Raw genomic sequence first — 13,643 nt, 5'->3', positions numbered from 1 at the left:
ACGCCCAGCGCCGACCCTTTCCCGCGCCGAGCGGCCGGGTCCGTGATGACGCCAAGCCCCGTTTCCCAGGCCTCGCCCGGCGACCTGCCGTCCGCACCGGATGATCTTTTGGCAACCCGCGCCGGCGAAGGGGATGAGGAAGCCTTCGCGATTCTGGTGCGGCGCCACAGCCGTCCTCTGCTCGCTCTGGCCTTCCACACACTGGGCGACCTGCAGGACGCCGAGGACGCCGTCCAGGACGCATTCATCAGCGCCTGGCGGCGCTTGCCTGAATTCCGTCACGGCTCTGCGTTCAGGACCTGGATGTACCGCATCACCGTGAACCGCTGCCTGAACTCATTGCGCCACCGACCAAGCCCGGTACCGTTGAACTCGGTGGCCGAACCCGCCGCCCCCGGCATTCGAAGCTCGCCGGCGCGGGCAGCCGAGCAGGACGCACTCACCGACGCCCTGAGAGGTGCGCTCGGCGCGCTGGAACCCCAGCAGCGCATCTGCTGGGTCCTGCGGGAACTGCACGGACTGCCGTACGCGCAGATCGCGCATGTCACAGGCACCACAGAGCAAACGGTCCGCGGACGACTGTACCGAGCGCGACGAACTCTGAAGGAGGCACTGGGCCCATGGCGCTAGACGACCATCACCCTCAGCCTCCGAAAGGCGGCTGCCCACTCGACCAGATCCGCCACCAAACCGGCGACGAAGTGCTCACTTGCGGGCACACTCTCAGCCATGCATGGGAACAGGCCAGGGACGCCGTTCCGCCCACGGACCCGCACCTCGTCGAGTGCCCCTACTGCCGCGACGCTGCAGACGGACTCGCCGCGCTCGACACGGCGACCCAGGCGCTCCGGGCGCAGGAACCACCCGGCGCACAAAACCTCATCTCCCGTGTGATGGACATCGTCCGAAACGAGGTGCTGCTGGGGCCGATGCTGCCGCTGGGCGACCCGACGCGCACTCTGCGGATCGCCGAACATGCCGCGACCGGAATACTGCGGAGAGCGGCGGACTCGGTCCTCGGCGTTACGACCGCCAGTTGCCGACTCACCCAAGTCGACGATCACGCGGGCATGCGCGCGAGCATCACCATGGCTGCCACTCTGGACCGCCCCCTTCCCGAGACAGCCCAACTGGTGCGGCATGCGATTCGTACCGCCGCCGACGATGCACTGGGCCTGGTGGTGACCGCCGTAGACGTCACAGTGATCGATGTCCAGCGCCCATCCTGGACGCCCAGCAGCTCGGAGCGCGCGCTAGGACGGCCGGAGGCCACCTCATGACGGGGTGCAACCCGGCAGACATTCGCCAGGGTGCCGCGAAGGCCGCCCTTGACGTCAACGGGGTACTTGGGCTGCAGCCCACTCTCGCAAGCCGTCTCGCCCGAGCCGCTTCATGCCACGTCCCGGAAACGGCGGACGACGCGGTCGCTTCGCCGCTGTCGGGCATCCGGGTAGCACGCGACCCGGACGGCTCCCGTTGGCAGGTGGAGATACGCTGCATCCTCGCCGAGGGTCATCGAGCCGTGGACGTCGCGCGCACGGTCCATGATCGAACCCGATCATCACTCATTCCCCTCGTCACGGCGCACGGTGGGAAAGACCTCACCGTGACCGTCACCATTACTCGGATCGCACGCACATCCGTGTGACCTGGTGTCGGGCCTGAGCCTGAACCTGAGCCTCAGACTGAGCCTGTTGACGTTGCTGTCGCGCGATTCGCGCGAGACCAGCCAGGTCGGGCGCGACCACCGCATCAGCGCGATCGTCCACGGCCTCGACGCCGCCGTCACCGGCGACGAGGACCACGACATGACCATCGCCCGGCGTCTGCGGATCGGCCAGGTCGACGTCAACGGCGGGCCCCACAACTTCCAGGCACGGTTGGGCGGCGACAAGCAGTCGGCAACGGCCGGGAAATGGGCCACGGGCCGGCCTTGAGTAGTTTCTGGAGACCAAGGCGAGCACCCGCTGACCGGGGCGCCACGGGCGCCGCGGTGGCGTGAGACTCGCCGGGGGAAGAGGCCGGCGGGAATGGCCGCGTCCGCTGTTGTGCGTCGGAGCAATGAAGGTGAGGAGCGCGAGCCCCGCCGGAGGGTGCAGGTGCCGCCACGGGTGCGCGCTCGCGTGATCGCGCTGATCCGGATGTCGCCGTCGGCCGAAACCGGGCTCGTCGCACTGGTCGACGCGGAGTCTTTCGGCGTTCTTGAAGCGGCAGGAGGGTGTCTCGGTCTCCTGGCACTACGTCGCGCGGGTGTGGCGTGAGGAGAATCTGCAGCCGTACCGTTCGGGCACGTTCAAGATTTCCAAGGATCCGGCGTTCGCGGACAAGGTTGCCGATGTCGTGGGCCCGTATGTGGACCCCGAGGTGTGGTCTCCACGTGCAGTTACAACAGGAAGGTCACCAGAGCCTGCTTGATGTCGCAAGTGAACCGCCGCTCCGCCGGCTCCCCACCGGAGTAGGCTGGAGACACCAGGAGCATTTCGCACACGGGCCTTCATGCCGGTGTCGTTCCCGGCGAACGACCATCTCGGGCAAACGGGAACGCGCCCGGAGTCAGGTCCGTGTCATGAACATAATCCTCGATCACCCACTCGTGGTTGATGGGCAGTCTTCGCTACCTATGCCGCCGCCTCGGTTGGCGCTGAAGCCTGCCGATGCCGTCCGGGGTCTGCTGGACGGGGCCTGGTGGCCTCGCTCCCGCGATCTCACCCGTGAACTCCCGGCCCTGATCGACACGCTGGACCGCCGCTGGGCGCGAGTGACCCGAGTCGTAGTGCACCCATCGCTCTGGCTTGTGATCCCGCGCAGGGTGCACGCCTTGGGACATGTCGTCCACGTCGGGTGGTTCGCCGAACAGGACCCGAACAAGCTGATGCTGCTCTCCTACTCCATCGGCCGTTTGGATCTGCTGGTCATCCCGCCGGAATGTGATCTGGCCGCGGCGACCCGGATGATGGCAGCCGCGGGCGACCCCCGGCGCCGGCGCACCGCGAGCGGCATCATGGCGGACGACGAACTCCGCCAGGCTGTCGGATCGGACCGCAGAGGGGAAGCGGACTGGGAGTCGGAAGGTGGAAGCCCGTCCACGGCTGATACGGCCGCAGTGCCCGGCCGCGCCGGGGGGATGTGGGCGTGATGACATTCCTCATCACCTTGGCCGTGCTCCTCGCGATGATCGCCGTGGGCGCCCTTCTTGTCCGTGCGCTCAACGAGCGGCACGACCAGCGGATCGCCGCATTCCGCTACGGCGATCTGCTTCCGCACCGTCGTCGGACCGTCGCCCTCCCAGAAGAGAGCACCAGCGATTTCGCGGACTCCCCGGCCGGGACGGTGCGGGACGAGCGACGAGGCGGAAGCCGTCGTCGGCTGCGAAGCACAGGTTCGACGGCAGTGAGTGTGCAGGAACCCGCACGGCTGCTTGCCTCGCCCCTTCGTGTCACCGTTTCGGACCGCCTGCCGTCCGCGGCGCACACCGTCCGGACGGGGCCGCCACCGACCGCGCTCGCCGAGGTTCGCGTCATCGCCGCGTCCCCAGAGGCCGCCCGCCGTGTGGCAGAAACGCTTCGGCAGCACTTCGCGGGGACGGAACAGCGCAGCTACCCGGCAACCCCCCAAGGCGGCACCCGCCTGCACCTCACAGTCGACACCACGCAGGCCCCCGGGGCCGTGGAGTCGTTCCAGTCCGGAGCGGGCACAGGCCACGCGGCCCTTACCGGCCGTCCGCATGAGGGAGAGATTCCGCCTCGGCCAACGTCGAGCCACGCTGATACAGACGATGCGGCGGAAAGCAGCAAGCGAGCGGACACCGCCCGGGCCCGCCGGGCGGGCTGGCCACCGGCAACCGCCTGGGGGTGACGAACCGGCCCGTACCCGATCGGGCCTGCAGGCGGCTGGGGCGGGCGAACCCGGCCCCGCCGGCCGATCCGCGACGGCACCTCGTCCGCGCACAACCCTCGGGATCCCCGAGCGGGCCGAGGTCGGCAGGACCCTGCGAGAGGCGCAGCGGCTGCTGACCGCTGGAGAGGTCCCGGCGGCGATCCTGCAAGTCAGCCGGGCACTGGAGTGGGTGCAGAACGTGGACTGGGGGCTGCATCGCCGCTTCCCGAACACTTGGAGGTTGACTTGCGGGCCAGGTACGCGTGGCGCAGGTGCGCCTGTTCCTTCAGTCCCTCCTCATCGACGAGCGTGAGCATCGGCTGACCCGGCGCGCACACGATGATCACCAGTCACTTGGGCGGTGCGTTCATCACGCCGTGTTGTGACGTGATCCACTACCAGGACGGCAACGCCCTGTCGGTCGCACGTCGACGCACCAAGGGATCCGGCAGACGGTGACAGAAGAGGACGGGGCGGGCTGGGCTGCCGCTTCGGTTTCTCGGGCGGAGGTGAGCCTTCGCAAGCGTGACTCATGTCGGAGTAGTCCCTCTTGGCGTAACGTGGAATGCGGGTCGGCGCACGCTCACGTGCAATGGCCCGGAAGGGCGGCTCCGGCGGGTATACGCCGGAGCCGTTGGCTGTTTCCGTCACCGCGACCGGCGGGCGAAGCGCTCGCGCGTCGTGCGGAGTACGGTGTGGAACAGGGTCGTATCGCGGTCGCACGCTATGCGGTCGCGCTGCTGTTTTCTGCGGACGGGGGACACCATGGCCGGATCAGAAACCCCCGGGCTCCCCGGGCTCCTGCCGGACGCCGTCCACCAGTCGGTGAAACCCGGCACGGCCCTGCTGCGGCTGGAGACGACACATGCACGCGAGGGAACCCTGGACGGCGCGTGGTGGCCGCGGACACGGGACATCGCTGCCGAGCTTCCCTCGCTGATCACCGCGCTGACCGAGCATCTCGGGCCTGTCACGCGAGTCGGTCTGGACAGCAACGCCTGGGACGAACTGCCGACCCGGATAATGGTCGACGACCGAGTCGTGCACATCGACTCTTTCCCGGTCGGTGACGACACCGTCCTCATCACCCGGGGCGACCGGGACCACTTCTCTTTGATGCTGGTCCCTCCCGACACATCGCCCGACGCGGCGCGCGCCGCGATGGCAAGGGCCGTACGGGCCGACAACGTCACCGACGCCAAGCAGATCCTCATCGATACGGGCAGCGGCACGCCACCTACGTCGGCCTGACACGTCCGCCGACAGCTCGACCGGCCGGACCTCTTCAACCGCCTCGACAGAGGCAGTCACGTCGCTCATCAGGTGCTACTTCCTTGATCGGGAGTTACACCGTTCTTTGTGCCGTCCCGCGAGCCGGCGGCGTACGAAGTGGCTGATTACCTGCAGGCGATCGATCAGCTCACCGTCACCACGGTGCGCAACGTCATCGGCAGCATGGACCTGGAGGAGACGCTCACCTCGCGTGAGGAGATCAACTCCCGGCTCCGCGCGGTCCTCGAAGACGCCACCGGCAAGTGGGGCATCCGCGTCAACCGTGTCGAGATCAAGGCCATCGATCCACCAGCCACCATCAAGGAAGCGCTGGAGAAACAGATGCGGGCCGAGCGTGACAAGCGCGCGGCAATCCCGCGCGCCGAAGGAGAGCGGCAGGCCAAGATCCTCACCGCGGAAGGCACGAAGCAGAAGGACACCCTGGAGGCCCAGGGCACGCAGCAAGCCGTGATCCTTCGCGCAGACGGCGAGGCCAAGGCGGTGGAGCTCGTCTTCCAGGCCGTCCACCGCAACAACGCCGACCCGAAGGTCCTGGCCTACAAGTACCTCGAAACACTCCCGCACCTGGCAAACAGCGACAACAACACCTTCTGGGTGATCCCTGGGGAGCTGACCGAAGGAGTTCGGACCGTCACCAGCGCGTTCGGTGACCAGTCGACGCCGGGCCCTCCCACACCCGCGCAACCTGCGGAAGTGGCCACCGTCGACGCCGATGACTCGTCGTACGAGAGCCGGGTTCCAGAGCTCGGCGCAGGCTCGGCTGTTTCGCTCGGCGCCGTGGCGGCTGCTGACGAGGCCGAGAAGCAGGCCGCCGCAGCGGTGAGCGACGCCAAGGCGGAGGCAGCAGCCGCGATGTCGCCCCAGGTTTCACGCCGGGGGCAGACATCCGGCAAGTGAGCCCCGCCCTCCGGCGGTCGCCAGGGACTGTGGTGACGCCACTGAGCGGCGCCGACGGCCTGCCGGGCACGGACCACATTGGCCCAAGCCACCGTTGTACTCCGCAGACCGCGATCATCGGCGTCCGGCTGCTCGACCGGCCGACCAGACCCCTGTGATCAGGCACGCCGGCTGGGGAGTCCCCTCACCGTGGACGCATCCGATGACCCGCTGCCCGTACAACCGCAACGCGACGTGACCGGCACACGGTGGAAACGGCCACGCGCGTCCATGGGCGCCGACCTGTTACGAGTTCCTCAGGCGTCGGCGATGACGGGGTCATACGGGGTATTCGTGCGTCGGCCTGCCATGAACGAAAGGAACTCGCCCACGAAGGCGCTGCGGCTGTAGGCGCCCTCGATGGTGGTGAGGTCGCGGTGGAAGGCGGTGCGGAAGAGCGCCCGGTGCTCATCCGCGTCGATGGTCCCGCTGCCGTCGTTGTCCGTGACGTGGAAGAGTACCTCGGCCACTCGGATGAGCGCGGGACTGGCGAGAGAGGGTACGGCGGCGGCGTACTCGTCGGCGCTGACCCGGCCGTCACCGTCCGTGTCGAGGGCGGCTTGGAGTTCGCGCCACCAGGCGGCGAAGGCGTCGTAGAGGCGGGTCTCCTCGGGTTCGTCCAGGTCAAGGCGGGTGGCCAGTTCACGCGCCATGGCGGCGAGGTCAGGCCAGTCGAGGTGTCCGTCGCCGGTCTGGTCAAGCACTTGTCGGAAGAACTCTTCCGCGGAGCGCCGGTCGTTTCCCGAGGCGGCCGGGGGGACGGGGTCGGGGCCGTTGCCTCCGCTCAGCGGTGTGAGGAGGCGGAGCATGGCCGATGCTCGCTTCAGGCGGGCGCGCAGCGCGGTCACGGTCCGGGCGCGGGGGTCCTTGCTGTCGGGCGAAAGGGAGAGGGCCTCGATGATGCTTTCGGCATCGACCCAGCCATCGGGCAGGAAACGGGTAAGCCCGGCGGCGAGGTAGGCGCCCTGCATGAGGGTCGGGGCGCCGGGCATCTCGGGCAGGCCGGCCTTGCGCCGGTAGGCCTCGGGGAGCGAGGCGACGGTGATCGCGCCAAGGAGCGGACCGACGACAGCCCGGCCGGCAGCCCACAGTGTCGGCGCGCCGTCGAGCAGTGCCGGGGCGGGCAGGTGGTCGAAGAGCCGGTAGAGGATGATGCGGGCTGCCTCGGTGTTCTCCAGCTCGGTTTCGACGACCCTGTCGAAGTACCGCCAGAAATCGTTGAGGTCCGTCGGGAGTTCCCCGGCGTCGCCGTCGAGCGCGGCGAGGAACGCGCGGTACTCGGCGTACATGGTCTCCATGGCGTCCTGGTTGAGCGGCTGGCCGCTCAGTCGGCACATGGTGACGGCGCTCTCGAAAAGGCTGGCGACCACCCAGGCGCGGGTCGCGCGGTTCATGGCATCGTAGGCGCGGCCGCGGGGGTCGGAGCCGCTCATGCGGGCGTGCAGCCTGTTGAGCCGGGCGGCTTCCCGTTCGCGCACCGCCGGGTCGGAGTCGAACATGCGGCGCATGCTGACATATGTGTTGCGCAGTCGGCGCCAGGGGTGGGCGACGAAGGTGGAGTTGTCGGCGAGGGCTGCGCCGATCTGCGGGTGGGCGGCCTCGAGCACGGTAGCGCGGATCATGGCCAGCGCCCAGCGCGGGTCGTCGAAGAAGGCGCGGAACTGCGTTTCCGGGCCAAACAGGGGTGTCTCGTCGGCCCTTCTCGTGGTTCCAGTCGTCATGACGGATCTCCGTTCGTCTGGGGCGGCACGCCGCCGTAGCGGCGGTCCCGGCGGCGGTAGGTGTGGAGGCAGGCGAGGAAGTCGGGGGCCCGGAAGTCCGGCCAGAGCACCTCGGGGAAGACCCACTCGGCATAAGCGACCTGCCAGAGCATGAAGTTGGAGATGCGCTGCTCGCCCGAGGTGCGGATGACCAGGTCCACGTCGGGGGTGTCGGGGAACGGCAGGTGGTCAGCGAAGCACCGCTCGGTCACCTCGTCGGCGAGCGTTCCGCTGCGGATCAGCGACCTTGCGGCCTCGACGATGTCCCGGCGCCCGCCGTGGTCGAAGGCGATGGTCAGCGTCATCTTCCGGTTGTCGGCGGTCAGCGTCGACAGATCGTCGAAGTCCTGGGCCAACTCACGCGGGATGCGCGGGTCTGCGGCCCCGAGGATGCGGCAGCGGATGCCGCGCGCGAGCAGCATCGGCGCATGTTTGCGGACAACTCGGCGAACCAGGCGCATCAAGTAGTTGACCTCGGTGCCGGGCCGGTTCCAATTCTCGGTGGAGAAGGCGTACAGACTCAGCCACTCGACGCCGGCTGCCCGGGCCGCCTCGATGATGTCGATGACGGTGGTCTCCGCAGCCTGATGGCCAGCAGTCCGGGGAAGCGCACGCCGCTGCGCCCAGCGTCCGTTACCGTCCATCACGCAGGCTACGTGCCGCGGCACCATACGCACCGGCCCGTCGTCCCGCTGCTGCTCGTCGATGTACTGTCGCCGACCCAGTCGGTTCCCCGTCGCCGCGCAAGCGCGCTCGAGCCCGTGATCCGTCACACTCAGCCCCCCTCTCGCCCGGAGCGGCACGACCGGCCCTACCGCGCTCGGTCGCAGCCACCCTGTGTCGCTCAGACGCACGCCCCACCGGGGCGTCCCTCCCCAGGAGTCTGACGGCACGGAAGGGTCCTGGTCAGCCAAACGGGCGGCCGTCACCCTTGGTTCAAATGCCCGATTCTTTTCGGTGTCGGCGGCCTTCTCCGGTGACCACGATCGACACCCTCATCCGCATGCGCCGCCCCTCGCCTCATGGACCGACCCGCGCGTGGGGTGCCGGCCATCCTGCTTGGCGATTCTTTGCCGTCCGCGCGCAGGACAGCCTCGGCTGGGTCCGCAGACCCGGCCTGTAGATCCGCGCTGCCGGCGACGACGGCGAGGCGCAGGTACGCGAGCCTGGCCGCTTTGACCCGCTTCCTCCGGACGGAGGCGGGGCCCGATGGCGGGACGGCGACGGTTCCCGGGCGGCTCGGTGAGGACCCGGACGCGGATGTGTGCGAAAGGGCGAGTGCAGCCCTTCGGCGGCGGCACGGAACGGTCACCATCTGATCGGCGGGGGCGCATCAGGACGCCAGCGGTAGACACTGCAGCGGGGCGTGCGCCGGAGCGTGGGGGCTTGCCCGGCGGGCCGGGTGTGAGAGCAGGTGGCCCCGGAAAGCTTGTGGCCGCCTTGCTGCCGCGATCACCCCCACCCTCGTATAGCAGCGTGCTATACAATGGGGGCATGACGAAGCAGATCAACATCCGGCTCGACGACGCCGTTCATGCCCGTCTGGTCGCGCGCGCCGAGGCCGAGGGCACCACGGTGACGGCTTTGATCACACAGGCCGCCGAGCGCGACCCCCGCCTCGACGAGGGGGCCGCCACGGCCGCTGCGTTCCTGGCCAAGCATGCCGCAGAGTTCGCCGAGGCGTTCCCGGAAGAGGAACCGGACAGCGCCGACGGACGGGCCGCCTGAGGTGGAGCTGCAGGTCGACGTCCGCTGGCTGCTGGAACGCCAGGCGGAGGTCCTGCCGAAGGAGCCGTCGGTCCATGACTTCTCCGGTCTGGTCGCGGCGGTCGCCCGGCACCGGGTCAATGCTCCGAGGCTGGACTACACCGTGGACGCAGCATGGCGTGCGGCAGCACTCTTCCACGAGATCGTCTCGGTACGTCCGCTGCCGGCTCGCAACGCGATGTACGGGGCGTTGATCGCGGTGGCCTACATGGCGGCGTCCGGCGAAGCCGTCGACGCTCCCTACGGGGCCCTCAGCGACCTTGCGCAACAAGTCCGTACCGGGCACGCGGACGTCTACGCGTGCGCGGACCAGATCCGCCGCTGGCGGCTGTGAACCGCCCGCGGCGGTACGCGGAACGCGCGGCAGCGAGGACGGGTTGCTGACCATCCCGTGGTCCGCTTCCCCGGCACCGGGCCGTGTGCGTCCTGCCGCTGTGACTCCGGTGTCGTTGTCGGCTTCGGCCAGGGGGTAAAAAACGGCATCCGTTCTGCGAGGCATCAGCCGCGGCGGCCCCTGCGACCGGCGCCGCCGCGGCTGATGCCTCGCAGCTCTGCCGGCCTGCCGGATCGCCTCGATTGCGGTGACGTCACGTCGATAACACCGCCTCTGCGCCCCGCAGAAACCTGAGCCGCACCCCCACCCCCACCTGTACAGCGGCGGCGTTGCGGGCGAAGGCAGCGGCATCAATTCCTGCCCGCGCGGTGCCGGTCGTGACGCTACCTGGGCTGTACCTGGTGGCGGTCGTCGTGATCGGCGTGGCGGGGAGGCGGTGCTGGTGGGGCGGATCAGAGGGTGGACCAACCTCGCCTAGTGACGTTCACAGGGCTCCTGCGTCCCGGGCCGTCCAGACGCTCGGGTAGATCGGCCGGAAGCCGAGTTCCCGGCGGATGCGCTGGTTGGACGTGATCCCGAACCACGGGTCGGGGTCCGTGAGCTCGTGGAGCCCGGCGGGCACCTCGACGCCGTTGAGCTGATAGAGCTCGACCCCCGTGACGGGGGCGTCATCGGCGATGTTGTAGATCCGGCCGGCGATGCCCGGCGCGTACAGCAGACGCATCAGACCCTGGGCGACGTCCGCGTGGTGGGCCATCTGCAGGCGTTGGTGCGGCGCCCACCCGGCTGCCCAGTGCAGGGAGTTGGCGAGGTGCGGGTCGCCCTCGCCGTAGACGAAGGGGAGCCGTCCGATGCGTACGTCCAGGCCCTTGAGCGCAAGCAGTTCACGCTCGGCCTCGGCCTTGGACTCGGGGTAGGCGCCCCACATCGCGCCGCCCGGCCGGCTCTCGTCCTCCTCGGTCAGCGGGCGGCCCCGTCCGACGCCGTACACATTGTTCGTGCTGACCTGCACGAACCGCTCCACGCCGGAGGCCTGCGCGGCACGGCCCAGGGCCACCGCGGCGTCCCGGTTGACGGCCCACGCCTCCTCGTCCGGAACCCCGCGGAAGGAGGCGGCGACGTTCACAACGGCGTCCACGCCGACGAGCGCCTTGCCGAGTGTCTCCTCGTCGCGCATGTCTCCCACGGCGACCTGTGCGCCCAGCTCCGCGAAGCGCTCGCCTCGGGTTTCATCCCGTACCAGGACCCGCACCTGCTCGCCCGGCTGCCGCTGGGCCAGCAGCCTCGGCACGAAGCGGCGTTCGACCTGTCCCGTCGTACCGGTCACCAAAGTCAGCATGATGTGCTCCTCACGCACTGTGTCGCCTGTCGTTGATGACCAGCCTCTGCGGACGCGGGAACGACCGGGAGAGACCTCTTGATCGGGGGATCGGCAGTCCCTGGATATTCCGTCCGGCCTCCCGCACCCTGAAGAGGTGAACCGAGGCGAACTAGCCGATTTCCTGCGCCGCGCTCGCGCCCGCCTGGCCCCCTCCGACGTGGGCCTCACGGCCGGCGCCCGCCGCCGTACGCCGGGGCTGCGCCGCGAGGAGGTGGCCCACTTGGCCGGCATGTCCGTGGACTACTACACGCGGCTGGAACAGTCCCGGGGCCCGAGGCCCTCCCGTCAGATGGTCACCGCGCTGGCCCGCGCCCTGCGCCTGACGGAGGACGAACGCGACCACCTCTTCCACCTCACCGGTGAACAGCCGCCGCGCCAGGAGGCGACCAGCACGCACGTGCGCCCGGGCCTGCTCCTGGTGCTGGACCGGCTGCACGACACCCCGGCGATGGTGGTGACCGACTGCGGCGAGGTCCTGGCCCAGAACGCGCTGTCACGGGCGCTGAGCGGGGACGTCCTCGCCCGACCGCCCCGAGGACGCAACATGATCCGCCGCTTCTTCCTGGACCCGGCGGCCCAGGAGCTGTTCCCGCCTGAGGACCGCCCCGAGCGCGCCCGCGAGCAGGTCGCCGGCCTGCGAGCGGTGGCCTCGGCCCGCCCCACGGATCCCGGACCCGCCTCCCTCGTCGCCGAACTACGCGCCGCCAGCGAAGAGTTCGCCCGCCTCTGGGACGAACACGAGGTCGCCGTACGCCGCGCCGGCACGAAACGCTTCCGGCACCCTGCGATCGGCATCCTCGAGCTCGACTGCGAGGTCCTCGTCAACTCCGACCACAACCAGCAGCTCGTCATCCACACTGCCCGCCCGGGCACGGAGTCGTACCAGCGCTTGCAGTTGCTGCGGGTGGTGGGCTTGCAGGACCTGACGCCGACGAGCTCCTGAACGTGTGCGCGCGTCGGCACCAGGCCCGTATGGCCCACGATGCGTAGGCCTTGCCAGTACGGCCAGGGCCGTAACCCCCAGGCGCCTTCTCTGTGCCCTCACTTGGCGTTCCCCGAGAGCGCTCCCTGTAGGAAAACCTCCACCAGTTCCTGCGGGGTCAGGTCCGGCTCGCTCTCTGTACGCGGCTGGGTGAAAAGCAACCCGAGGAAGAGGGCCGCGATCTGCCGAGCCGCCCATGCGGTGCCTCATCGACCGGCTCGGTCAATTCATCATCGCCAACACCGAAGTTTCCTTGTGCGCGGCGCGCTACGACCCGTCATGCGAGCAACGACTCGCTAGGGAAGACGTCGTCAAGACGCCTGCCTGCTGGGCACCGTCGCTGTCGACCACCGACACCCGCCCGCTGCCGTACCTGAGTGTCTCCTGGTGGTGGGACCACTGCTGACGCTCTGCGCACGGCGGTGGGCATGGCGTTCGGGAGACAAGCTGATGCCACCGACACCGCCGCCGAGTCCGCCACCGCAGTATCCGACAGCCTGGCCGCGCTCTGCCCAGTGGGGCAGTGCGCGGCCGGTGCTGTCCGACGTGGGGCCGACGTACGCGGTTGCCGGTCAGGGGCCGTCGGCACCGGTCGGTGGTCGCTGCGAGGGGCGGTACAAGGCAGGGGCCCGAAGCGGCAACGTGCTCGCGCGGCGCTTGCGGTCCCCGACCGGTTGCCTCAGCTTCCGGAGGCGCCCGCGATCATGGCGCGGACCTGCTGGGCGAAGCCGCGGACGGTGAAGCCCTCCGGGAGGCTGTCGACCAGGATGATGTCGGAGACGGCGTTCTTGGTGCGCAGCTCCAGGATCGCCTGGTACTCGGGGGAGTTGTACCAGCGTTCCGCGGCGGCGCGGTCGGGGAACTCCATCAGCACCACTGATCCCGGCCACGCTCCCTCGACCACGTCCACGTCACCCTGCGCGAGCCACTTCCCGCCGTGCGGGGCAACGGTGGCCTCGACCTGCTCCAAGTAGGAAAGCCCTTCCTCGTTCGGAACGCCGCCGGGAATCCGCAGGTGGTTGATCAGGTAGGTGCTCATGCCGCCATCTCTCCTATGTGTGCGCTGGAACGTATGTGATCCGGGTGACCACGTGACGAATGAAGGGAGTGCCCCAGGGGAGCCCCTCGGCCCAGGCCATTTAGATTACGGTAACACTCTAATGTGGGTGCTGCCACGCGAGCGGGGCACCAGCACCCCCGACGGAGGCGGCACGTGAGCCCCGCGCGCGGCCACGGCTCGGCCGGGCCTGCTCGTCCTGGCGATGCTGAGGTGCGACCAGCGCCTGCGGGACCTCGCCGGCGGCAACGGAGAGC

14 protein-coding genes and 2 pseudogenes are annotated in these 13,643 nt (G+C 69.4%); 11 read left to right on the top strand and 5 right to left on the bottom strand.

Annotated elements, in window-relative coordinates:
• Window positions 1–45 precede the first annotated feature (45 nt).
• The 8 genes and pseudogenes from B085_RS0119250 to B085_RS42955 form a co-directional block, all read left to right on the top strand.
• The gene (locus tag B085_RS0119250; protein ID WP_051102112.1) at window positions 46–630 is read left to right on the top strand and encodes an RNA polymerase sigma factor; all 585 of its coding nucleotides are present in this window, start codon (window positions 46–48) and stop codon (window positions 628–630) included.
• Complete coding sequence (locus B085_RS42965) at window positions 621–1,280, top strand: hypothetical protein (RefSeq protein WP_018560209.1); 660 nt, start codon at window positions 621–623, stop codon at window positions 1,278–1,280. Before B085_RS0119250 ends, B085_RS42965 begins: the two co-directional genes overlap by 10 nt.
• 372 nt (window positions 1,281–1,652) lie before the next feature.
• Window positions 1,653–1,937 carry a hypothetical protein gene (locus tag B085_RS50845; RefSeq protein WP_026251210.1) on the top strand — a complete coding sequence of 95 codons (285 nt, stop codon included), beginning with the start codon at window positions 1,653–1,655 and terminating at the stop codon, window positions 1,935–1,937.
• A 186-nt stretch (window positions 1,938–2,123) separates the two neighbouring features.
• Complete coding sequence (locus B085_RS49370; RefSeq protein ID WP_158689768.1) at window positions 2,124–2,261, top strand: hypothetical protein; 138 nt, start codon at window positions 2,124–2,126, stop codon at window positions 2,259–2,261.
• Between the two features lie 305 nt (window positions 2,262–2,566).
• Complete coding sequence (locus tag B085_RS0119230) at window positions 2,567–3,136, top strand: DUF5994 family protein (RefSeq protein WP_018560207.1); 570 nt, start codon at window positions 2,567–2,569, stop codon at window positions 3,134–3,136.
• On the top strand, window positions 3,136–3,855 hold the full coding sequence (locus tag B085_RS51945) for a hypothetical protein (protein WP_420706608.1): 720 nt from the start codon (window positions 3,136–3,138) through the stop codon (window positions 3,853–3,855). Before B085_RS0119230 ends, B085_RS51945 begins: the two co-directional genes overlap by 1 nt.
• Before the next feature lie 786 nt (window positions 3,856–4,641).
• The gene (locus tag B085_RS0119220; protein ID WP_037732018.1) at window positions 4,642–5,127 is read left to right on the top strand and encodes a DUF5994 family protein; all 486 of its coding nucleotides are present in this window, start codon (window positions 4,642–4,644) and stop codon (window positions 5,125–5,127) included.
• 126 nt (window positions 5,128–5,253) lie between these two features.
• Window positions 5,254–6,066: pseudogene (locus B085_RS42955) on the top strand (SPFH domain-containing protein); the annotation flags it as partial.
• A 296-nt stretch (window positions 6,067–6,362) separates the two neighbouring features.
• On the opposite strand, the gene B085_RS0119210 reads toward B085_RS42955, so the two are convergent.
• Both B085_RS0119210 and uppS read right to left on the bottom strand, forming a co-directional pair.
• Entirely contained in the window at window positions 6,363–7,826 is a 1,464-nt protein-coding gene (locus tag B085_RS0119210) for an oxygenase MpaB family protein (RefSeq protein ID WP_018560203.1), read from the bottom strand.
• On the bottom strand, window positions 7,823–8,542 hold the full coding sequence (gene uppS, locus B085_RS0119205) for a polyprenyl diphosphate synthase (RefSeq protein WP_026251208.1): 720 nt from the start codon (window positions 8,540–8,542) through the stop codon (window positions 7,823–7,825). Before uppS ends, B085_RS0119210 begins: the two co-directional genes overlap by 4 nt.
• Before the next feature lie 817 nt (window positions 8,543–9,359).
• On the opposite strand from uppS, the gene B085_RS42950 reads away from it, so the two are divergent.
• Together B085_RS42950 and B085_RS0119195 are read left to right on the top strand one after the other, a co-directional pair.
• Window positions 9,360–9,593: a hypothetical protein gene (locus B085_RS42950; RefSeq protein ID WP_018560201.1), complete on the top strand. Its 234-nt coding sequence runs from the start codon at window positions 9,360–9,362 to the stop codon at window positions 9,591–9,593.
• A 1-nt stretch (window position 9,594) separates the two neighbouring features.
• On the top strand, window positions 9,595–9,966 hold the full coding sequence (locus B085_RS0119195) for a hypothetical protein (protein WP_018560200.1): 372 nt from the start codon (window positions 9,595–9,597) through the stop codon (window positions 9,964–9,966).
• Between the two features lie 484 nt (window positions 9,967–10,450).
• Here B085_RS0119195 and B085_RS0119190 read toward each other — a convergent pair whose 3' ends face one another.
• Window positions 10,451–11,305, bottom strand: coding sequence for an NAD-dependent epimerase/dehydratase family protein (locus B085_RS0119190; RefSeq protein ID WP_018560199.1), 855 nt, complete (start codon window positions 11,303–11,305; stop codon window positions 10,451–10,453).
• Window positions 11,306–11,441: 136 nt separating this feature from the next.
• On the opposite strand from B085_RS0119190, the gene B085_RS0119185 reads away from it, so the two are divergent.
• Entirely contained in the window at window positions 11,442–12,290 is an 849-nt protein-coding gene (locus B085_RS0119185; RefSeq protein ID WP_026251206.1) for a helix-turn-helix transcriptional regulator, read from the top strand.
• Between the two features lie 98 nt (window positions 12,291–12,388).
• Here B085_RS0119185 and B085_RS50835 read toward each other — a convergent pair.
• Window positions 12,389–12,514, bottom strand: a pseudogene (locus B085_RS50835) (TetR family transcriptional regulator); the annotation flags it as partial.
• Between the two features lie 494 nt (window positions 12,515–13,008).
• Window positions 13,009–13,368 (bottom strand): DUF1330 domain-containing protein, encoded by a 360-nt coding sequence (locus B085_RS0119175; RefSeq protein ID WP_018560195.1) that lies wholly within the window; start codon window positions 13,366–13,368, stop codon window positions 13,009–13,011.
• Window positions 13,369–13,643 lie beyond the last annotated feature (275 nt).

The organism is Streptomyces sp. BoleA5 (assembly GCF_000373665.1).
Taxonomy (GTDB): domain Bacteria; phylum Actinomycetota; class Actinomycetes; order Streptomycetales; family Streptomycetaceae; genus Actinacidiphila.
Note: the sequence above shows the minus strand (reverse complement) of the source record. Positions and strands in the feature narration are given on the sequence as shown.